16 protein-coding genes and 1 pseudogene are annotated in these 22,768 nt (G+C 41.1%); 9 read left to right on the top strand and 8 right to left on the bottom strand.

All coding sequences use genetic code 11. The features are described 5' to 3' along the window. Window positions 1–20 precede the first annotated feature (20 nt). Window positions 21–251: a hypothetical protein gene (locus IJ00_RS05395; RefSeq protein WP_035150764.1), complete on the bottom strand. Its 231-nt coding sequence runs from the start codon at window positions 249–251 to the stop codon at window positions 21–23. 3 nt (window positions 252–254) lie between these two features. Continuing rightward, window positions 255–736: pseudogene (locus IJ00_RS30105) on the bottom strand (type II toxin-antitoxin system VapC family toxin). A 118-nt stretch (window positions 737–854) separates the two neighbouring features. Between IJ00_RS30105 and IJ00_RS05385 the strand changes: the two are divergent. Then, window positions 855–4,700 (top strand): DUF2157 domain-containing protein, encoded by a 3,846-nt coding sequence (locus IJ00_RS05385; RefSeq protein ID WP_035150763.1) that lies wholly within the window; start codon window positions 855–857, stop codon window positions 4,698–4,700. 797 nt (window positions 4,701–5,497) lie between these two features. On the opposite strand, the gene tsaE is transcribed toward IJ00_RS05385, so the two are convergent. The 3 genes from tsaE to IJ00_RS05370 form a co-directional block, all read right to left on the bottom strand. Beyond that, window positions 5,498–5,995: a tRNA (adenosine(37)-N6)-threonylcarbamoyltransferase complex ATPase subunit type 1 TsaE gene (gene tsaE, locus IJ00_RS05380; RefSeq protein ID WP_035150762.1), complete on the bottom strand. Its 498-nt coding sequence runs from the start codon at window positions 5,993–5,995 to the stop codon at window positions 5,498–5,500. Window positions 5,996–6,036: 41 nt separating this feature from the next. Then, a complete protein-coding gene (gene thrC, locus IJ00_RS05375; RefSeq protein ID WP_035150761.1) occupies window positions 6,037–7,128 on the bottom strand; it encodes a threonine synthase in 1,092 nt (363 codons plus the stop codon). A 178-nt stretch (window positions 7,129–7,306) separates the two neighbouring features. Continuing rightward, the gene (locus IJ00_RS05370) at window positions 7,307–7,915 is read right to left on the bottom strand and encodes a hypothetical protein (RefSeq protein WP_035158471.1); all 609 of its coding nucleotides are present in this window, start codon (window positions 7,913–7,915) and stop codon (window positions 7,307–7,309) included. 303 nt (window positions 7,916–8,218) lie between these two features. Here IJ00_RS05370 and IJ00_RS05365 point away from each other — a divergent pair, with 303 nt between their 5' ends. Together IJ00_RS05365 and IJ00_RS05360 are read left to right on the top strand one after the other, a co-directional pair. Continuing rightward, a complete protein-coding gene (locus IJ00_RS05365; protein WP_035150760.1) occupies window positions 8,219–9,181 on the top strand; it encodes a transposase in 963 nt (320 codons plus the stop codon). 291 nt (window positions 9,182–9,472) lie between these two features. Next, entirely contained in the window at window positions 9,473–9,997 is a 525-nt protein-coding gene (locus tag IJ00_RS05360) for a hypothetical protein (RefSeq protein WP_035150758.1), read from the top strand. A gap of 80 nt (window positions 9,998–10,077) precedes the next feature. On the opposite strand, the gene IJ00_RS05355 is transcribed toward IJ00_RS05360, so the two are convergent. Beyond that, a complete protein-coding gene (locus IJ00_RS05355; RefSeq protein ID WP_035150756.1) occupies window positions 10,078–11,226 on the bottom strand; it encodes a DUF711 family protein in 1,149 nt (382 codons plus the stop codon). A gap of 166 nt (window positions 11,227–11,392) precedes the next feature. Between IJ00_RS05355 and IJ00_RS26955 the strand changes: the two genes are divergently transcribed. Then, window positions 11,393–12,100: a hypothetical protein gene (locus IJ00_RS26955; protein ID WP_052754390.1), complete on the top strand. Its 708-nt coding sequence runs from the start codon at window positions 11,393–11,395 to the stop codon at window positions 12,098–12,100. A gap of 61 nt (window positions 12,101–12,161) precedes the next feature. On the opposite strand, the gene IJ00_RS05345 is transcribed toward IJ00_RS26955, so the two are convergent. After that, window positions 12,162–12,800, bottom strand: a complete 639-nt coding sequence (locus IJ00_RS05345; RefSeq protein ID WP_035150754.1) for a histidine phosphatase family protein — start codon at window positions 12,798–12,800, stop codon at window positions 12,162–12,164. Between the two features lie 297 nt (window positions 12,801–13,097). On the opposite strand from IJ00_RS05345, the gene IJ00_RS05340 reads away from it, so the two are divergent. The 5 genes from IJ00_RS05340 (at window position 13,098) to IJ00_RS29385 (ending at window position 19,848) form a co-directional block, all read left to right on the top strand. Beyond that, complete coding sequence (locus IJ00_RS05340) at window positions 13,098–13,328, top strand: hypothetical protein (RefSeq protein WP_238178437.1); 231 nt, start codon at window positions 13,098–13,100, stop codon at window positions 13,326–13,328. Window positions 13,329–13,592: 264 nt separating this feature from the next. Beyond that, window positions 13,593–15,320 carry an NFACT family protein gene (locus tag IJ00_RS05335; protein WP_035150750.1) on the top strand — a complete coding sequence of 576 codons (1,728 nt, stop codon included), beginning with the start codon at window positions 13,593–13,595 and terminating at the stop codon, window positions 15,318–15,320. Window positions 15,321–15,881: 561 nt separating this feature from the next. Further along, window positions 15,882–16,247, top strand: a complete 366-nt coding sequence (locus IJ00_RS05330) for a helix-turn-helix transcriptional regulator (protein ID WP_035150748.1) — start codon at window positions 15,882–15,884, stop codon at window positions 16,245–16,247. 318 nt (window positions 16,248–16,565) lie between these two features. Beyond that, the gene (locus IJ00_RS05325; protein ID WP_168163423.1) at window positions 16,566–18,620 is read left to right on the top strand and encodes an ATP-binding protein; all 2,055 of its coding nucleotides are present in this window, start codon (window positions 16,566–16,568) and stop codon (window positions 18,618–18,620) included. Between the two features lie 16 nt (window positions 18,621–18,636). After that, window positions 18,637–19,848 carry an ATP-binding protein gene (locus IJ00_RS29385; RefSeq protein WP_046814723.1) on the top strand — a complete coding sequence of 404 codons (1,212 nt, stop codon included), beginning with the start codon at window positions 18,637–18,639 and terminating at the stop codon, window positions 19,846–19,848. Window positions 19,849–20,032: 184 nt separating this feature from the next. On the opposite strand, the gene IJ00_RS05315 is transcribed toward IJ00_RS29385, so the two are convergent. Next, window positions 20,033–22,630 (bottom strand): M1 family metallopeptidase, encoded by a 2,598-nt coding sequence (locus tag IJ00_RS05315; protein ID WP_035150747.1) that lies wholly within the window; start codon window positions 22,628–22,630, stop codon window positions 20,033–20,035. Window positions 22,631–22,768 lie beyond the last annotated feature (138 nt).

Below are 22,768 nucleotides of genomic sequence, written 5' to 3'. Positions count from 1 at the left end.
TTCATACCGATGTCTACTGCCTAAGTGGAGGTTTGGCTAGTATCCTTGGTATCATCAGCAATAACTTTTTTCCGTCCACTCCAACGCGCGATTAACCCCTCGCTCTTGCGTGAAAAGCTCACAACTTCTCTACCACTATCAGCCTGTTTTTTGCGTAAGTCTACAAATATTGCGTCCAAATCATAGTTAAAAGACTTAGCATATTCTTCCCTGATGCGGTGGATTTCTTCGACAATTTCATCTCTCCACATAAGCTAATCTCCCATAAGTTCATAGGGGGTGCAAAGAATCGGTAATTCGTAGCCAAAATCAAGACTAATCTCTGCCAATTTCCCCTGAATTTGAGCATTGGCAATATGCTTACAATTCCACGTTAACAGATAATTCATACCATGGACAGTCGCAGCAGCAATATGAATAGCATCTACATTAGCTTTTGGAGGAAGGTTACTCCGAGTCAAAATGTTTGTAGCTAAGACTTGTACATCCTGGTTCAACTCCAGCAGTGGAAAGTTACAAAGTTACGCAGTATCTCCAGACGCTGAGTAGCAATCTCTACATCTCCCTGTGCGACTTCAGTGATAACTGCCTCCGAAGTGTAAAGAGTAAAAGCAGTTCTACGAGATTTCCACCAGTCTTTTGTTACTTCTATATTTGCAGCTACAATCAGATTTTTGGTTGATCTGGCGGTGAGATAACCCAATATGCTGGTTTCGATGTAAACTGTCTCGCTCATAGGAATTCATCTGAAAATTGACTCATGTTAACTTCTTGTCCAACTCACTGAAAAGATACTATTAAATGGTGAAGATTGAAGCATCTATACTTCACTATTCTTTGATTATTCCTGATTTATGTCATCTTCCCAGAAAGATTCTTTCAATCTCAACATCAGACTCCCATCTACTCACCCGGAGTTACTCCGAGGGCTGGATATTTGGTTGCGTATGGGTTTGATTTCCAATGCTCAGGTACGACAAATTTGCCGTGAGTACTTAACCTGTCGGGTGAATTTAGAGGCTCAAGCAGTTGGCGAATCTGTAGCAAAAGCATCAGAAGAAGCGGAAGAATCAGCAGAAATACTGGCTCCTGTCATTCCCAAAAAACCAAAACAACCCAGTCGATTGGCGGGAATTTTCCAATCCCTGATATCCGAGTTAAGTGTACGTTGGTTGCTGTTTCTGGGAATGTTTCTGGTGGTGGTGTCATCAGGAGTATTAGCAGCGAGTCAATGGGAGAGGTTTCCTGCTTCTGGGCAGTATGGAGTTTTGTTAGCCTATACCTTAAGCTTTTTTGGGTTGAGTTTTTGGGCTGGCAGACAGGAAAATCTACGCTTAACAGCTCAAGCTCTGTTACTGGTAAGTTTATTACTAGTGCCTGTAAATTTTTGGGCAATAGATAGTTTTGGTTTGTGGTTTAATCTTGGGGATGGAATTATCGCGGCGATCGCCCTAATTATTCTCACAGCAATCACCGTCATCCTCTTTCAAAATCGCCTATTTTCTACCTCCCTTCCCCAGGAAAAATTACGTCTAGTGAATATTCTGGGATTAAGTTATCTCCACTGGGGTTGGAAAGTTGCCGGTTTTCCCCTAGTCGCTCTCTACATAGCGATGATTGGCACTTGTTTACTCACCATTTACCAAACCCTCTACGGCAACCAAGAAAATATCAGAAATCGATTTGGAATTAATCTTCCCCTTGCCGTTATTATCTACAGTTTATTATTACTCCTAACACGGGGCATTTTTGTCGCTCGTCTTGATATCACCCAACTCGGTTTAGCTATTGGTATTTGCGGTTGGTTAGTCACCTGGTTAGTACAACAAAAACAACAAACCACAGAAACCCCTTCTCCCCTTTCCTTTGCTTTCCCCTGGGAATTACTTGGTGCAACCCTGCTATTTATTGGGTGGCTAGTTTCTGTCATATCCCAACCATGGCAAGCATTCGCTGTCAGTGGTTTAGGTTTGTACTACTTATACCAACGCTTAGAGTTACATAGTCGAAGGCGAGATTTCCTGGGATTTTTCATCGTCGGTTTGCAGATGATGTTTTTAGCTTGGCGATTGGTACCCCCACCATGGCAAGTCTCAATTCTCACTACTGCCACTCGACTCACCCAATCTCCATCAATAGCATTACTCAGTATTGCTTTGTTTCCCTATGTGATAGCGATCGCCCTGTTTACAGAAAAGCTCTATCTCCATGAAAAAAGGCAATTAGGGAAATTTAGTCAGCAAGTCAATTTGGCTTTTGGAGTTTGTTTAACTGCAATTTCTCTACTTAACCCCTGTGTGCGATCGCTGAATCTTCTCCTCTCTACCCTCACCCTCTTTACTATCTATCGGCGGCGCTCTGGCAACAGGCTGATATATTTAATACACACAACTGCCATCCTCACCATATTTTCTCTCATCGATTGGCGTTTCCCAAACCTGGAAAATCATCTCTGGGCAAGTATTTTCGTCCTTTTCATGGTTGTAGAACTGTTGGCATCCTTAGGTGAGGGGGTATGGCGACGTAGTGCTTGGTACATCGGTTTATCCTTGGCAGGATTAAGTTTCTTGGTATTATCAACTAATGCCGAAAATCTCTGGCTGGGTAATAAAGTTAACTATGGTGCTTGGAGCCTAATTTGGTTAGCTACACCAATTACCTTAACTGCTGTTGCAAGTCGAGCTACTATCCCCCAGCGCAACCTGGCAACAGCTTTCAGTATTATCAGTTTGGGCGCAATACAGTTATTAACCTTACCCTTATTTCCTGGTAGATTAATTAGTCTGCTGGTGGCAACGGTGGTGATGTTTGTCAATACGAGGTATTTAACTTACACAATATCTGCGGTAATTACTGTTGCTTTTCTCCTGGCGAGTGTGGCGTCAATTCTTTGGCAAATACCTGGATTAACCATCGCAACTTGGTGTGTATTCGGGGCGATCGCCACCCTCATACTGTGGTTTACCCACAAACAGTTACGACGCAGGGAAGGAGAATTGAGCAATATCTATGCCTTTGCCTGTGATCAATGGGCGATCGCTCTCACCCTCGGGGAATTACTTGCCCTCACATTCCACTCCGTTCTACTGTACCAAAAGCTTGCTGCCCCAGATATTTTATACCTCACCACCACCTTCATTATCCTGGGAGGAATTATCTATCGCAGTTGGGGAGAAACCAATAACTACGGATTCTACGCGATTGGTTGGAGTTTAGAATTAATCTCCGCTCAGATGCTAGGTTTTGGGGAACGTACCCTGATGCGAGTGGCGATCGCCAACATTGCCCTAGGATTAATTACCCAAATTCTCGGAGAGTGGTGGCAAAGAAAACATAATTTAGACAGGGTTCCGAGTAGTTTCCACATCCTACCAATTCTCTACGCCAGCTTGAGTGTGATACTCCGCCTCGATACTTTCCAGAGTTGGACTGGTTTTTGCTCCCTCGGTGTCGCCTGCATTCTTGTGGGAGTGGGCAGACGCAGACAAGAACTCAAGCCCCTATTATACCTAGGTATCATCGGTATTTCCCTATCTCTTTATGAACTTTTGTTCTACCAAATGGCTCAATCCCAGGGTGGTGCTTGGGGAGATGGGTTAATTGCCATGGCTGCTCTAGGTGTAGGAATTCTCTACATTTATCAGATTTTTGCCCCTTGGCTAAGTCAATATCTGCGCTTAACGATTCTCGAAATCCGGGCGATCGCCTACTTTCACTGGGTATGGAGTAGCTGCCTACTCATTGCCGCGATCGCTGCACCCATCGCCATCAATCGTTATCTAGCTATTGCCACAGGTTTACTCCTGGCTCGTTACGCCATTTTCCAAGGGCGAGCCAATAATTATACAAACCATACAGAAATTGCCTTTTCCACCATTCCTGCCACCGCTCTCTGGGTATACCTAGGTTTTATCGAAACCATCATTATCAGTATTTATGCCCAGGAAACTGCCCTCGGTAATTTTATCTACAGGCAATTACAACCTTGGAATGCGGCTCTATCTTGTATTCCTGCCTACTTACTCTATATTCTTCCTTGGGAAAATTGGGGTTGGCTAAAAAAACCTTGGCAACATATTGCCTATATTTTGCCCGTACTCACCCTGATTCTGACATGGCAGCAAGTAAACTCCATCGCTCTCCTGCTCACTGCCGGATTCTACCTGTTTCTTGCCTACACAAATACCAATATCCGTCTTTCCTATGTCAGCATTACCCTACTTGATTGGGCATTGTGGCGTTGGTTTAACAATTTAAACCTCACAGATAACCTGTGGTATGTCAGCTTAATCGGTTTATCCATCCTATATATCGCCCAAATAGACCCCACCCTGCAACAACCAGAAAAGAAAATTCACCGTCATTATCTGCGATCGCTAGGTAGTGGTTTAATTTGTGGCTGCTCCTTGATTTTTCACCTCGATACCCCCTTAATCCCCGGTATTCTGAGTTTAATTTTCATTTTTGCTGGTTTAGCTCTACGAATCCGCGCCTACCTCTTCCTAGGAACAGCAACCTTCCTCATTACCAGTATCCATCAAATGGTGATTTTCAGTCTCCGTTACCCCTTCTTCAAATGGATTATCGGTTTAATCCTCGGTATCATTCTGATTTCCATCGCTGCTAACTTTGAAAATCGTCGCTCTCAAATCAACTCTCTTTTACGTAATACCCAAAATGAGTTTCAAGAGTGGGAATAGGAGGCAACATTCAAACTCCCGCATTTCTCACAAAACGGTAGGTTCACGAGATATTCATGAATAATCAAAGCATATTTGTAAACCCTGTAGGAAACCGCAGAAGCATCTATGACATAGAAGAATTTTCAAACATCCTCACAGACTCAGACTTGCAATCAAATAAACACGAAATTCTCAATTAATGGTTCTTACGGATTTTTAAAACCAACCTTCATCAGAACTTAATCAATTACATAGTAAAACTATCTGTGCAGAGTATATTCTCGGCAAAATTTCGGTGTTTAACTCTCCGGATTCACACATTAAACAATCGTAGAGAAGTAATACAGTGGGAAGCAACGGAATCAATTCCGTAAATTTTCCGATTGCAAATTATTAATCACCTTGCATCATTTTAATTATGACAAATTTAATATATTCATGTTTTGCCGATTAACTTAGTGTTAATTGATAGAAATTTACACTCCTTCACACTGGCATAAAATGCAAGTTAACAATCTCAAAAAAAAGCTGAAAAGCCTATTAAAGCTTGCATTAACCAATTGACAAAACGTATTTTTTCTGAAAAAACACACAGTATTTTATTGAGTTGAGATAGCCAATGTTTAACAAAGACTTGACTTGTGAGCGCGGAAGCGGCAGATAAAATCACTCATCATCACAAATTTGTATGAATTGTATTAGATAGCAATTAAACAAAATTATGACATAAATATTACTTTTGCAGAGAGAATTAAATCAATATATTATTTAGGTCTTAAGGTTTACTTTATAAATCAACTCTAAGCATCCTAATTCTAAATAGATAAAGATTTAAGAAACTCGCATATATGTTCACAGATAAGAAAATTATGGGGTGTAATCTCGGCTAACCTTTGACTGGATGTGTGCGCTCCATTTTCCCCATTCTGATGACATAAATCGATTTGCAAATAACTATCTGGTAGGTAGGGCAATCTTTCTGACCACTCAATTGCCACAATCCCCAAATCCACTTCCACACCCTCCCAATAACTTTCTAGATTGAGAGCGGCAACTTCTGGAGGTTCTAGGCGATATAGGTCTAAATGATACAAAGGAATCCGCCCTTCTGTATACTCATTAATCAGGGTAAAAGTGGGACTAACTACGGAATCAGTAATACCTAGACCTGCGGCTAAACCTTGCACTAAGGTAGTTTTGCCTGCACCTAAATCTCCCTGGAGTAAAAGCACACTACCAGGAGCCAAGTATTTACCTAGAAAATTACCCAATAGATGGGTATTAGAAGAAGTGGGTAAAAGGATTTGTGTCATTGTCAATCCTCAAGGTAATTGGGGATTTGAGGTTCTCACTGCTAAAATCCCATTGCCCCAGCAACTGCTTGTATATCCGCCTCAATTCCCTGTTTAAATTGGCTATTGCTGTGTTTAATTGCAGTGTCGGGGTCTTTTAAACCATTACCAGTCAAGACACAGACTACTGTTGCTTCCGTGGGGATTTCCTCTTTCACCTTCAGCATTCCCGCAACAGATGCAGCGCTAGCTGGTTCACAGAAAATACCTTCTTCACTGGCTAAAAGACGGTAAGCATCGAGAATTTCGGCATCGGTGACAGCGTGGAAATTACCACCACTGGCTGTTTTTACCCCCATTGCCTTATCCCAACTGGCAGGATTGCCAATTCTAATAGCTGTAGCGATGGTTTCTGGATGATGTACAGGCTGTCCATTCACCAAGGGTGCAGCACCTGCGGCTTGAAAACCCATCATCCGGGGTAGGCGATCGCACTTCCCAATTTGCTGGTATTGACAAAAACCCATCCAATATGCGCTGATATTTCCAGCATTACCGACGGGAATACATAACCAGTCAGGAGCATTACCCAGAACATCCACAACCTCAAATGCTCCAGTTTTTTGCCCTTCCAAACGATAGGGGTTTACAGAGTTCACCAAGGTAACGGGATAACTCTCTGCCATTTCTCGGACAATTTCTAGGGCTCGGTCAAAATTCCCTTTGATTGCTAAAACCTCTGCCCCATACAGTAGGGCTTGTGCCAACTTACCCAGGGCAACATAACCATCAGGAATTAACACAAAGGCGCGCATTCCTCCCCGTCTGGCATAGGCAGCAGCAGCAGCAGAAGTATTACCCGTACTGGCACAAATCACAGCCTCTGCTCCGGCTTCCTTCGCCTTAGAAATCGCCATGGTCATACCCCGGTCTTTAAAGCTACCAGTAGGGTTGAGACCGTCATATTTGACAAACACACGCACACCCCTACCGATACGTTGGGCGATCGCGGGTACGGGAATCAAAGGTGTATTCCCTTCCATCAGGGTGACAACGGGTGTATTTTCCGTCACGGGTAAGTAAGGACGATAGGTTTCTATCAGTCCTCGCCAAGGTTGGCATGAAGAAGTGGCAACAGGCAGGCTCAAGGTCACGGAGGTTTTAGCAGTCCTTTTAAAAATTCCAACGCAAAAAGCATTTATATAGATTATCAGTTTACCTTACGAGAATCTACCCACAAACATCTTTCGTGATTTTTATTCTGTGATTTCAAGATTTTGATTGTGGTACAGGCATCTGACCTGCTCCACAGATTACTATTCTTAACAGATACTATAAATATCCTTCCTTGTCTGCAAATTTACGTAGAAATGGCATACATTTTCGTTGGTAAAAACTGCTCAAAGTTGGTACTTTCAAGCCAAATTCTTCTGCCAAATCCTTCCAGGCAGCTTCCGGTGGCAAACGTCGTAAAATTAACATCTGACAATTCACATCCGGACGACCTTGAACATAGGTACTACGCAATTCCCCATCAGAATCCTGTTCTGCCCAGGTTCTAATCTCCTCTAAAATTGGTGGTATATCTGGTGGAGCTGGTTGATTGCTAATAATATCTATTTCCTCCCCATCACCACTGGAGATATTCCCAGACATCACAGGTGATTTGATTTGAAAATCCCGCAATCGCCAACGGAGATAGGTATTCAACCACGTCACTACCGATCCACGAGTCGGGTCATAAGCACCACAAACATTTTGACAGAAATACAGCCAAGTTTGTTGTAAAGCATCCTGGTAATATGCGGTAGTCTCTCGCCAGAGTTTATTTGTGGTTAAACGAATCACTTGAGTTAAGCGTTTCTGACGTTGGGGACTTCCGGGGGGAAATCCGCAAGCTTCCTTGACTAAGTGACTAAGTTGTTCCTCCAATCTTTCCATGGTCTTCTTGGCTAACATGGCAAACTCTTCCTAGTATTGCCTAGAAAGTCCTTTAGGAGAATTACCCGCGATGGGTAAAATTATGGCTAGTAGTTCATCGCATCAGTTCTGAAGGGTTCGTAGTCAGCGATTTATTGCTTAAATCAAGGGCTAAAGCCCTAACTACAAGCTTTAAAATTAAGGGGAGTCCAAAAAGGGAAAACAACAGCGATCGCCGGAATGTTGTCATCGAAATAATTCCCAAATTCTAGCTGCGATCGCCCAATGATATGGTAATAAAAATATTTCCGAATCCCCAATCAAATGACCGACACGAGAACCGAATATGACAACCCTTGGAAAGAAGTTATCGAAAATTTCTTCCCTCATTTTTTAGAATTCTTTTTCCCCACCACCCACATAATTATCGACTGGACGAAACCCTATGAATTTCTTGATACCGAACTCCAACAACTTGAACCTGATGCGGAAATTGGCAAACGCTTAGTCGATAAAGTCGCCAAAGTTTACTTATTAACCGGAGAAGAAGCTTGGGTACTCGTCCACATCGAAGTACAAAGCCAATACCAAAAAAACTTTCCCACTCGCATATACATCTATAATTATCGCCTATTCGATCGCCACAAAAAACAAGTCATCAGCCTCGCGGTACTCGCAGATGAACAGCCAAATTGGCGACCAAATAAGTACGAATATTCACTGGGAGGCTGTACCCTGAGTTTAGAATTTCCGATTGCCAAACTATTAGACTACGAAAACCAATGGCAAACATTAGAACAAACAAGCAACCCCTTTGGCATCGTTGTCATGGCACATTTACACACTAAAGGCACCAATCAAAACCCCGAAAGTAGGCTACAGTTGAAATTGAGACTGGTGAGAATGCTATTTGAAAAAGGGTATAACCGCGAAGAAATTATTGGTTTATTTCGATTTATCGACTGGATAATGACATTACCAGAAGAACTAGCCAACAACTTTAAAACAGAATTAAGAAACGAAGAGGAGGCAGGTAGAATGCGTTATGTAACCAGTATCGAACGTTTGGCGAAACAGGAAGGAAGAGAGGAAGGAAGAGAGGAAGGAAGAGAGGAAGGAAGGTTAGAAACCGCCAGAGAAAGCATAATCGAGGTTCTGGAGGTGCGATTTGGGGAAATACCAAGCACAATTGTCGAACAAATTAATGGTATAAAGGATTTTTCTATGCTAAAAGACTTGCATAGACAGGCGATCGCGGTTCCTTCACTTGATGATTTTTCCTGTTGAAGTTTTTTCTTAGGATGTTGTAGTGGGACTTTCTTGTGGATTGAGGTTGAGCAGCAAGTGGAAATAGCCATCGAAAATTCGTACAAACTTCGTTAATAGCTTAGTCGTAAATTGTGGTTTGAGTGGAACTCATGAAAAATTTGTTTTGTATGAATACGCTGCGTTAATCGCTTGTATCCTTAACAGGAATCATAGAAGCGATAGTGTTGATAAATATTGAGATAACACTACAAGCCAATATTATTGTATTATCTCTTATGTAAGTTATGATATTTATTACATATCCAAATCATGATTACTATTGATGATTCTGATAAAGCTCGCATAGCAAAAATTGGAGCGAATAAGCTATTTGATGTTGAATATGAAACCCGTCAGAAAATGTCAAATCTTGAGTTGATTGAAGTATTCGAGCGTGCTTGGGAAAAAGTTTTAGAAAATAGAGTCAACAACGCTGAAATTATATCTAGTGAAGAAGTTGCTCGCCGATTGTTAGATAAATATCATGGTTTTATCGATCCTCAACAAGAGCATCGTAGTTTTCATTATTTGAAAGCAGAATTTATTGCTCAACTAATAAAAACTGATAGCAATACTTACAAATTAACTCAAATATGGAGAGTTGCATCTTCTGACACTTATCCGAAAACATTATTTATTAGTTTTAGTAGTGTTGAAGAACGTAATAGATTTGATGAGTTGGCAAGGTCGCTTCAATATACTGATGAGGAACTAGGTCTTCTATTAATACGTAATTTCATGAATTTACATCCTGATTACCAACCAGATAAAGGCGTATCATCCGACAATAATTAGCATAATATAGTTATATATTAATACTCTAAAAGATGATATAAATGTTTTCTACTATCGATACGCGCATTTTGTAGAAATATTTACTGCACCGCAAATATTTGACAATCAACTAAATAGGGAGAGCGAAAATCTGTCATCTCTCCAGCAATTTTTCCGGGCATGGGAAATAATCTAGCGGAGAGAGGTTTGTTCAATTTAATTGCTAATGTGGCAATATCAAGTAATAGATAAGATAGAGATTCTTGAGTAATATTTCCTGGCAAGGGTACTGTATCTAGTCCACAACCACATACCGCAGAGTAGGATAGTAAATTACTTATATTGTAAATTTTTTCATCGGCTCTTTTTGTTAATCCAATATCTTCACAGACAGGTAACATTAAACCGGAGTAGCCACAAATTTGAATTTGAGCAGTTTTGAGAATTCGTGTTAACATTCCTGACACTGCGAGAGTTCCAGCATCACCAAACTTATTTTTTAATAAACTTTCATAGGCGTAGGCAATACTAGTTTTTTGATTGAGTGGTGGCGCAAGGGATGTATCAATACCTAGGTAATAAATTGAGAATTGTTGAGCTATTTTTTCAGCGATTTCAGCTATTTTCTCAAATTCAGTATTTAAGACTTTTTGTAAATTTATTTCTGCTTCCAGCAGATTTCCAGACTGGGAGAAAACTGCCATTACTAAATCAGTATATTCCAGAGCTAGACTAAATGATGTCTCTCCTTGATGATAAGATGCAGGGAAAAAGGGGATACCTGCTTGACAATTTGCCCAAGCACAAAAACGAAAATTACCGAAGCCATTAGGTGTAATCTTAGAGATTTCCTGAATGGTTTTAGCTGACGCCTCGATATTATTAAAATTAATTCCCGTTTCTATATCACCAATCTTGCTGGAAGTAAAGATATTAGTTGTATTTTTAATAATTTCTGGGATAAGAGTAATATTTTCTGGATGATTTGCATAGCCAATACTAAAAAAGGAAATATTCTGATTTTGACAGAACTTATCTAAGAGTTGCATCTGATGAATAATTTCTGAAGGTGAAATATTTTGCAGATACTCTTCCCACGGATTGGTACTAATTCTGGTTGTCTGTACTTCGTATTGATGATTTTGAAAGATTTGCTTGGCTTGTTGATTAAATAATTCTGCTCTTTGAATCTTATCTGTTTCCTTGAATGTTTGTAGAGATGTTCCTGTAGTAATACTTCTAATTTTCATTATGATAATTTGTCTAAAAAATGACTATAAAAATATATTATCTAGTGATTTTTACATAATATTTCGTGTTACCTTGCAAACATAGCTAGCATCTAGCTGTATTTTAGCCTTTCAGGGATTGCATTATTGACAAATGTGAAAATCTTTTCGTTATTTTTTTACCAATATGAAAATATCTTTGACGGCAGGTTGGCAGGCGATCGCCACTGTGTTTACCCTCTTAGCTACAGTCAATCCGGCTGTTGCTCTGACATTGTACAATGGCTTATCCACTCCTAGCCAAACTCCATCTGCTCAAGGATGGATGTATAAGGCAACTTCCATTCTCGTAGTACCCACCGCTACCACAAAAGGTACTATTTTAGACAGTGGCGACAGTAGTAATTACGCTGGTTATTTTCTGCAACCTACCAATGTCAGTTTGAATCGCAGCATTGGTTATACTGTGACATTTCGATTGCAGGTTAATTCTGAAGCTCATAGTTCTGGCGATCGCGCTGGTTTTAATGTGATTTTGATGAGTAATCTGCTAACTGGGGAAACTAGACCCTTTGGTATAGAATTAGGCTTTTGGGAAGACAGTATTTGGGCACAAAATGTAGGTTTTACCCGTGGAGAGAGGGTTTCTGTAGATACAAAAAGTCAGGTGAAGACCTATAAATTATACGTGAAGGATAAAAATTACCAGTTGTTTGTCAATGACAAGCCGATTTTAACAGGCAAACTGAGACAATATGATTTTACTCCTCCTCCTGGATATCCCAACCCCTATGCTACTCCCAGATTAATTTTTATGGGAGATAATACTGGTTCAGCAAGGGCAAAGGTGACAATAGTCAATGTGGAGGCAACACAGCAAGTCATTGGATCGTAAATATATCGAATTCCCATGACCGTCACCCAGCCTTACGCAAATATGGTTTTGTAAAAGACTATTATGTTCCTGGGCGAGAGCGAATATGATCAGGTATATGATGGCGATCGCCCAGTATTTCTAACAAAGGACCATTCACGTCAAATTTCACCATACTTACAGACGCGACCAAAATATTGACTCGATAGCGATAGCGTCCTAAATCAATACCTAATAAGCTGCAAAGTAGAATCCGAATTGTAGCTTTATGGGAAACCACTAAAACATTACCCTGGGGATGTTTTTCTTGTATTTCTGCAATTACAGGCATGGAACGGTTAGCAATGTCTACCGCAGTTTCCCCACCTTGAGGAGCATTCCAAGCGGGTTCTGTTAACCATTTTACATAGTTTTCGGCGTAATTCTCTTGGGCAAAGGATTTACTCTTGGCTTCCCATTCACCATAACTACCTTCTCTGAGTCCGTCACGCAACTGCATATCCATCCCAATCGCATCACAAAATGGTTTAGCAGTTGCAATTGTGCGCTTCATCGGGCTAACATAAACCGCTTCCCACTGCAATTTTTGATACACATCGGCAAAACTCTCTGCCATCTGTACCCCTTCAGAGGTTAACTCTGCATCAGTTTTACCGCAGAAATTACCACTCTGACTAAAAGTAGTTTCTCCGTGTCGTAATAAATATAAATTTAGTGTCATAGCTTGTATGGTAACGGGAATAGAGGAAGCTTGTGCAAAAATAAAATACCATCAATCTCACAATCGTTTATGTGAGACTAGGACAAAGTCATCAAGCAAAAAAAGTCAATCAACCACAAACCTGGAAAGATGTTAGGGTGCGATAGCAGTCAGAAGAACAAATGTGATAAACCTACGATTCGCTAAAACGATAACAGAATAAAAATCATGAGCAACCCTCTCCATCTCGAAGATTCAGACTTCCATTCGTCTATTCAGGAGAACCTTAAAGAGCTTTCCATTCAGTTAGGATCTCCTTTGGATAAAGCATCAATTAGGCAAATATATCAGAACGCATATGATTTACTGAGTCATGTTTCTCCATCAACTCTTACCCTTGCCCGTGTAGCAGGAACATTATTAGTCTATCGGGTTCAGGACACAGAAGCGCAAGAGGTCGAGTGGTTCCATACCCAGGTAAAACAATGTCTGAACTCAGAAGAAGTTGAGGAATTGATTGAATCTATAAGTCGAACTGATGCTTTATGAACTCAGCATGGGTTGCTGACGAGGATATAACCTAGACAAGTAAATAGCTACAGCGTTTAAATGCTTGAACAGCAAACCTGAAAGGAGGTTGTTTTTCATGTGCGCTAAAACTGCTGACATAATCCTGGGTATACAAGGGTTTCAAGCGACAGGGTTGAAATCTAGGGATTCATTGAAATCATCAGCGACCTGGAAATATTAACCAATGACGTGCATTTTGCATATACTAAGCATTGTCCTTCTCATTTCCAGAACAATACCGTTGTGCAAACATTTGATTATACCACTCTCACGGCGGTTTGTAGCGACCTCCGCAATCACTGGATACCTTCGCGTTTAGAACAAGTTTATCAGCGCGATCGCTTCACCATATCTATCGCATTACGCACTCTCCAAGGTCGGGATTGGCTAGAAATATCTTGGCATCCCCAAGCAGCAAGAATCCATATTGGTGATCCACCTCCAAGAGTTCCCGACACCTTTACCTTCAGTCAACAATTATTTCACCAGTTGGGCAGTTTAGCCCTAGTCGAAGTTAAGGCGATCGCCCCCTGGGAAAGAGCCATCGATTTACAATTTGCCAAGCGTCCGGGAGAAACTCCTCTCTATCACCTCTACGTAGAAATCATGGGCAAATATAGTAATGTCATCCTCACCGATGCCAACAATACAATTATCACCGTTGCCCACCAAGTCAACGAGAGACAATCCAGCGTCCGTCCCATCCTCACCGGACAACGTTACGAGACACCCCCCACCATGACTGGTACCGCTCCCAGTTTGACCGAAACGCAAGAACGTTGGCAAGAAAGAGTTAGCCTTGTTCCTGGGGCAATCAAACGTCAGATATTAAAAAGTTATCGTGGTGCTTCTCCGGCGATCGCCCAATCTTTGTTACAAGCGGCACAACTAGACCTAGAAATTACCACGGATGCTCTCACTAGCTCTGACTGGCAAAACCTATTTATCTACTGGCAAAAATGGCTGAAAGTCATTGAGGAGGAAAACTTCCACCCGGCTGAAAATAGTACAGGTTATACTGTCCTTGGCTGGGACACAACCACAAAAGTCAGCAATATTCAAGAACTGCTCAATCATTACTATACCAACCAACTCAACTATCAAAAGTTCAGCCAACTCAAGCAACAATTACAACAAAAGCTGAATAATCTCCTCGAAAAGCTCCAGCAAAAAGCTCAAACCTTTACAGAACGCTTACAGCAATCAGATAAAGCAGATGAATATCGGCAAAAAGCTGATTTATTAATGGCATATCTGCATACATGGGAACCGGGAATGACAGAAATGATTCTCGCAGATTTTGCCACCGGTGAACCAGTAAAAATTACTCTAGAGCCAGATAAAAATGCTGTCCTCAACGCACAAACCCTCTACAAACAACACCAAAAGCTCAAACGTGCGCGTACCGCAGTTGAACCCCTACTCGCAGAGGTAAACCTGGAACTTACCTACCTCGAACAAGTGGAAGCAGCAATTTCCCAAATGGAAAACTACCAAACCACTGAAGACTTACAAACCCTCGCAGAAATTCGTGAGGAATTAATTCAACAACGTTATTTAGAAGACCCAGAATACCGCAACCGCAACCCTTCAGAGACAAGTATTAACTTTCACCGCTACCAAACACCCAATGGATTTGAAGTTCTCATCGGTCGAAATAATCGCCAAAATGACCAATTAACCTTCCGAGTTGCGGGAGACTATGACCTATGGTTTCATGCTCAAGAAATTCCCGGTAGTCATGTCTTACTACGTTTAAAACCAGGTTCTGTTGCCGACGATACAGATTTAAATTTTACCGCAAATATTGCCGCCTACTATAGCCGCGCCCGTCACAGCGAACAAGTACCCGTTGTTTACACCCAACCAAAACACGTCTATAAACCTAAGGGTGCAAAACCAGGTTTGGCAATTTACAAACAGGAACGGATTTTGTGGGGACAACCACAGTTAGTCAAGGGAAAGGGGTAATACCAATTCACAATGCTCCCTACGGGAGAGCTAACGCTAACGCAATTAAAAAATCTAGATTTAGCAATGGTTCCGTAGATTCCATCTGTAGCCTTATTTTAGAGAATTGGTATAAGGGTATTTTTATAGTACGGGGGAAAATCTATTGTCTGCCAGAAATCTAGGTTGATAAGTGACTGTTTTCGTTAAGATTTGCCTTTTTTATAAAATTTTCCTAAAATTCTGTGTTGACTGTTACAATATTTTAAAGAAAATTTCCCTGTTGCGTTTTGGGAACGCTTGGGTTTGACTCTATTGAAAAGACAACGCGAAGAAAAATATGAGACCAGCTGCAACGAGCTGGTCTTTTACTTTTCAGGGTATGGAAGCGATGAATATATCCACCCATAACAGCAATATGATAATCTGCTGTTGATAACGGTAGGTTTGATCAAGGCATGGCTGGGTGATTTGAAGGGATAGATTTATGGGTACCAGACTCACCCGATTACGTAGAAGCTATCCGGCATCTAGCTAAAATGACTATATGGTAATATAATTAGTGTAGTTAACTTAATCTTCATGTCAAAGGCTCCTTCTCAACAAAATTCTCCAGAACTTCTTGCTCCTGTTGCAGAGTATTTCAAGGTACTTTCTGAAACCAGTCGCTTACAGATTTTGAGTTGTCTGAGAACGGGTGCAATGAATGTGACTGAAATGGGTGAAGCAACGGGTTTAGGACAGCCAAATCTCTCAAAACATTTAAAAGTGTTGACTCAAGCAGGTTTGATATCCCGTCAGCAAAAGGGAGTTAGCGTCTACTATGCTATTAGTGACCCTGTGATTTTCAGTTTATGTGAATTAGTTTGCGATCGTATTGGGGAGCAAATACAAAAGCGGGCTAAAGAATTTGAACAAATCAAAGCTTTAGGTACCCTATCAAAATAACTGTTTCCTTCTCAACAAATTCCAAAAATATGATGTAGTTGTTTTCACGCTGCAATGGATGACAGGTTTTGCCCAGGTTAGTTATTCCGTGATTCATAATTCAGAAATCTAGTTATAGCAATACTTTCGTCGGTTCCATTGGTAGCTGAATTTTAGAGAATTGCTATCATCATCTGTTTGGGGATGAGAATTCCTCTGATTGTGCGATTATCCAACATTGAACGGGAATACTAAATATGAACTTGAAGTTGGGATATAGATGCTCTTTCCTTTCATGTTCTCAGGTAAGGTTCTAATCAATGTAGTTGAATTAATACGATGAATTCCCTTTCTGCAAGTGATAAGCTCCTCCAAGGAATTGCCGTGGCAATGAATCAAATGTTGACAGTTGAGGACTTTCATCAGTCAATTCAAGCAGCATTAAATACCTTGGGTCAAGCAACGGAAGTTGATCGCATCTACATCTTTGAAAATCACCCCCACCCAGGAACAGGAAAAAATGTGATGAGTCAGCGTTGGGAATGGGTGGCTGAAGGAATAGTTCCGGAAATTGATAATCCAGATCTGCAAAACCTTTGCTATGAGGCTTTTTTCCCCAGATGGTATGAATTACTATCTCGGCAAAAATCAGTTGTAGGTAAAATTGCTGATTTTCCTACTAGTGAGCGGATGGTGCTAGAACCCCAGGGAATTTTATCAATTTTGGTGGTACCAATCTTTATTCGCGATCGCTTTTGGGGATTTGTTGGTTTTGATGATTGTCATCTGGAGCGGGATTGGGATGAGACAGCACAAATTGTATTGATGGCGATCGCTGGTAGTATTGGTGGTGCAATTGCCCAAAGACAAGCAGAGTTCTACCTCAAGCAACTCAATGAGACTCTCGAAGAGCGGGTACAACAACGTACCATAGAACTACAGCATTCCATCGAGATTGCAGATGCTGCCAATCGTGCCAAAAGTGATTTTTTGGCGAATATGAGTCATGAGTTACGCTCTCCTCTCAATGCGATTATGGGTTTTGCTCAAATTATGACTCGCTCTCAAACTCTGGGGAGGGAACATCAAGAGAATGTTGGTATTATTTATCGTAGTGGCGAACATCTTTTAACCCTAATTAATAATATCCTCGACCTCTCGAAAATTGAAGCTGGTAAAACTACTCTCAACGGCAAAAACTTTGACTTCCACCAGTTGCTAGATGATATTCATGATATGTTCCAAATCAAAGCTGAAGAAAAAAATCTCCAGTTGATTATGGACTACCAACCTGAGATGATACGCTATATGCGTACCGATGAAGTTAAATTACGCCAAGTATTGATTAATCTCATTAATAACGCCATCAAATTTACTCAAAATGGTGGTATTATTCTGAGAGTTTCTCATCAAAAAAATATTATTTCTTCCCACCTAAACCTAGAAGCATTTCAGGAAAATACTTACACTTTAAAATTTGAAATTGAAGACTCGGGCAGGGGAATTGCTCCAGAAGAATTAGGGAACCTTTTTGAAGCTTTTAGCCAAACAGCAACGGGAAAACAAGCACAGGAAGGAACTGGACTAGGATTATCTATTAGTCGTCAATTTGTTCGTCTCATGGGAGGAGATATTCAAGTTAAAAGTCAGGTCAACAAAGGTACAACATTTTTCTTTGATATTCAAGTCACAGAAGTTGATGCTAATCAAATTGAGACGCAACAACCCACTCGGCGTGTAATTGCTGTAGCTGCCAATCAACCAACTTATCGCCTGCTGATAGTTGATGATAAACCCTTGAATCGTCAACTATTAATTAAGTTGCTTTCTCCTCTGGGATTTCAACTTCAAGAAGCAAATAATGGGCAAGAAGCGATTAATATTTGGGAAAAGTGGAAACCCCACTTGATTTGGATGGATATGCGAATGCCTGTCATGGATGGTTACGAAGCTACTCAAAAAATTAAAGGCACCACACAAGGACAAGCAACTGTAATTATTGCCCTTACAGCTAGCGTATTGGAAGAAGAAAAAGCTGTGGTACTTTCTGCGGGATGCGATGATTTTTTGAGAAAACCTTTCCGCGAGGAAGAAATTTTTCAGGCAATGCATAAACATCTGGGTGTGAATTTTATTTACGAAGACTTGACAGTAATTACAACTTCTGAAATGTCCCAAAAAGAAATTTTAACTGCCGAGGCGATCGCCCAACTTCCACCCCAGCTATTAGAGCAACTCCAAGAAGCGGTGATTACTTCTAATCTGGATTTAATTGCTCAGGTAGTTCAAGAAATTTCAATCCATAACGTTTCTCTGTCTCAGGCAATTGACTCTTGTTTACACAACTTTGAATATGAAAAAGTTTTGCATCTAATTGGTAAAATTAAAATATGAGAAGTAGACTCAGAAAATGAATTTTATTAATAATGGAAATACTCCAATTGAAATTGTTGTTATCGACGACACCCCCGCCAACCTACATTTACTAACCAATCTGTTAAAAGAAAATGGTTATCTAGTCCGACCATTTCCCAGTGGAAAGCTAGGAATAGTAGGGATTCAACATGCGGCTCCGGCTTTAATTTTGCTAGATATTCAAATGCCCAATATGAACGGCTATGAAGTCTGTCAACAGTTGAAAGCAAATGAAACAACTCGTGATATTCCAGTTATATTTATCAGTGCTTTAGATGAAATACTAGATAAAGTCAAAGCTTTTACGGTAGGTGGAGTAGACTATATAACTAAACCCTTCCAAACAGAAGAAGTTTTAGCTCGGATTTCAACTCATTTAGATCTTAGTCGCTTACAAAAACTTTTAAAACAAGAAAATTATCTACAAGCACAACAATTAGCAGAACAAAATCGCCAACTCCAGAAAATCAACCGATTGTTAGAAAAGACTAATGAAGAACTAATTCAAAGTACCCGTCTTAAGGACGAGTTTCTTGCTACCATGAGTCACGAATTGCGTACACCATTAAATGCAATTTTAGGGATGACGGAATCATTGCAGGAGGAAATTTTTGGAGAAATTAACGAAAAACAATTTCAAGCCCTGGCTACAGTCGAGCGTAGTGGAAACCATCTACTCGAATTGATTAACGATATTCTTGATGTCTCTAAAATTGTATCAGGACAGATTGAATTAAACTACACCAACACCGCAATTATACCCCTGTGTCAACAAAGTCTTGAATTTATTCAACCTCAAGCTAGCAAAAAATCAATTCATTTAGAAAGTAAAGTTCCTGTAGATTTGCCAAATTTCCGCATGGATGAACGACGAATTCGCCAAGTATTAATTAATCTCCTGAATAATGCAGTGAAATTTACCCCCGAAGGAGGAGCTATTACTTTAGAAGTCATTTATCCAATCACAATTCAGCAACAAAATTATCTCCAAATTTTTGTCAAAGATACAGGAATGGGTATCGCGGCTGAAGATATTAAGAGAGTATTTGAGCCTTTCATTCAACTCGATAGTAATCTTAATCGCAAGTATGAAGGTACGGGGTTAGGGCTAACTTTAGTTAAACGCATTGTAGAATTGCATGGGGGAGAAGTTTCCTTAACCAGCGAGTTGGGGGTAGGTAGTTGTTTTGCGATCGCCCTACCCTAGTAAGTCCACAAAAGAAATAATGGTATATTGACGGTTGAGAATCCGGCTGATGGTTTGGGAAATTGTAGGGATGGTGGGTCTGGTTATTTTGGAGAATTACTGTAAATCGCTAGAAAGCGGGGAATCCACCCAAGGCGCTTCTCCCCGCACTCCAAGACTTATATCATGTAGCTGCGGTTGCCAATTACTCCTTAGATTTGGCTTCCAAATTTTCTAAACGACTGCGAAGTTCTTGGTTTTGTTTTTTCATTTCGTCTAATTCTGTGCGAAGTTGTCGTACAGCATTATCGGTACCGATATTTTTTTGTACTTTGGTAATTTCCTCTTCTGCGTAGCGTCGTACTCGTGCATCAGGGCTTTGTTCTTTGAGCGATCGCAGTGTACCGATTGCCTTTGGTGTCTCCATTTGCCCTAGGGCGACGACTACGGCAACTTGGGTGAGGAAAAATGTCTCTCGACTCAATGCTGAGAGGGTTTCTAGGATGCGCTCTAGGTTTGGGGGAGTTTGCCCGACGGAAATTTTACCTAAAGCGCGAATTGCAGACAAACGCAGGGCTTGGGGGACACCGACTTGGGTGTATTCTAGGATTAAATCTAGGGCTGCTTCGGAGGTTTTCAGGGTAGCTAATCCGGCGATCGCCCCACTGCGTACTACCTCATTCCACCCTGCTCTTTCTGTCAAAACAGATTTCAGCAGCTTAATAACTTTCTCTTCCTTGGGTTTATCCTGGGTATGGGCTGCGGCAATTCCCCCCAAAACCCTGGCAGCTGTGGCTTCAACATAATAACTACTATCTCCACCTTTGATGACAGCTTTAATTGCTTGATAACTATCGTAGGTTTTAATAGTTCCTAAAGCCTCAATCACCCCTCGACGCACGAAAGCACTTTCATCCTCTAAACCAGGTAACAAAGCGGTAAAAACCTGATCTAGTTTAATTTCTGCCAATTGTCGGGCAACTTCCACCCGCACACCCCAAAAATTATCCCCACGCAAAGCAGTAGCCAAAATATTCACCGCTTCTAAGCCACCTTTTTTCGCCAATGCTTCTGCTGCATAAATCCGCGAAATCGGGTTTGGGTCTAATTCTAACTGGGCTTTGAGTTCTGGTAAAGCATATTCCAAGGATACGGTTTTCAGGTAATTATTACCCACATCAAAACTGACAAAATCGGGTTTAGTCTCTAGGGGGAAATAAAAACTTTGCTCTTTCTCGTGCACCCGTACCGGGAAAGTTTGTAGTTTGGGGGGTTGATTGTCTTGACGATAACCAAAACCGATGGGAATCTTCAAATCAAATAAACCATTTTGATGGGGGCTATTTCCTTCTGTTGCCTGGGTTTGGGTGACTGTCACCTTGGCTAATTTGGCATCCCCATCCCAGCTGTAAGCCACTTTATAATCAGGATGACCACCACGGAAGACATACTGGTCAAACAAAAATAATAAATTTCTCCCCGTCGCCTTTTCAATCGCCCGTAATAAATCTACAGTTTCTACCGTACGGTGGGCGTTATCTTGCACAAATGTCTGCATTGCCTGCCAAAATAACTCATCACCTAACTCTGTGCGAATCATATGATACACACATGACCCCTTCTCGTAGATGTGGCGATCGTACAATTCGATGGCTTCGCGGTAAATGTGAGTCACCATGGGACGACGGTAACGCCCACTATCTTCTGCTAAGTAGCTGCGAGCCTCATGTAACCGATAATACGTTGCTTCCTGGGCTCCATACTCCTGTTCCGTCCACATCACCTCAGAGTAGGAAGCCATACCTTCCTTAATCCAAGCATGGGACCAATGCTTAATCACCACCAAATCTCCAAACCATTGGTGGGCAAGCTCATGAACTACTAAACTCTCGGTGTTACGATTATCAATAATTGCCCGTTCATCTAGCAAACATCTATCTGTGAGCAGGGTGGTAGAAGTATTTTCCATCCCCCCAAAAATAAAGTCATCAACGCAGACTTGAGCATACTTGGGGTAAGGGTAAAGATAACCATATTTCTCGCTGAGAAATTCCATCATCCGGGGAGTTTTCCCCATACTGCGTTTGCCGTCCTCTTCCCGACCCTTTTCTACGTAGTAGGTGACAGGTTTACCTCGCCACTCGTCCCGAATCTCCGCAAAATCACCGACAGCGAGGGTCATCAAGTAGGTAGGGTGAATTTGCTGTTGTGACCAGTGGTAAATTTGATGGTGGGCTTCTTCTGTGATGGAGATTAATTCACCGTTAGAGATAGCTCTCAAGGGTTTGGGAACACGAACGCGAATTTCACTCTTTGACAATTGTCCGGGATAATCGAAGCAAGGGAACCAAAAACGTGAGTCTTCATCCTCCCCTTGAGTCCAAACTTGGGTAGGTTTCTGGGGATAATTTTTGTCTGGCTGAATAAAATAGATACCACGTTGGGGTTTTTCCACAGCATAGGCGATCGCCACAACTATTTTTTTGTCTATTTGAGTGGGTGTACTCAAGTAAATTGATAACTTTTCCCCGTCATAGTCATATTTTTGGATGACATCATCAACCATAACTGAAGCAATCCGCAAATTCACCCCATCCAAAATTAAATGGTCAATACCATTACGGATAGGCGAGAGAGTAATGTTACACTTGCCTTGAAAACTTTGGTCAGGAATATTCAAGTCAAGATCGAGGAAAATATGTTCCACTTGTCCAGGGCGATCAGGATTATAGTGTGGTTTTGCACCTGGTAACTCAAAGGATTTATGCCGAGAATTTTCTGTATCAAAATAAAAATGAGACATTGATGCCTATTGACCTTTTAATCTGAGAAACTCTATCTAGATTCAATTCAGGGAACAACTCCCTTACACCCTGAGTGAGTCAGGAGAACAGCACCAAAAACGCCTAGATGAAGTATTTTGGCAAAAATTGGAACTGAT

It is taken from the genome of Calothrix sp. 336/3, from assembly GCF_000734895.2.
Taxonomy (GTDB): Bacteria; Cyanobacteriota; Cyanobacteriia; order Cyanobacteriales; family Nostocaceae; genus 336-3.
This window is presented reverse-complemented; position numbering and strand designations above follow the sequence as displayed.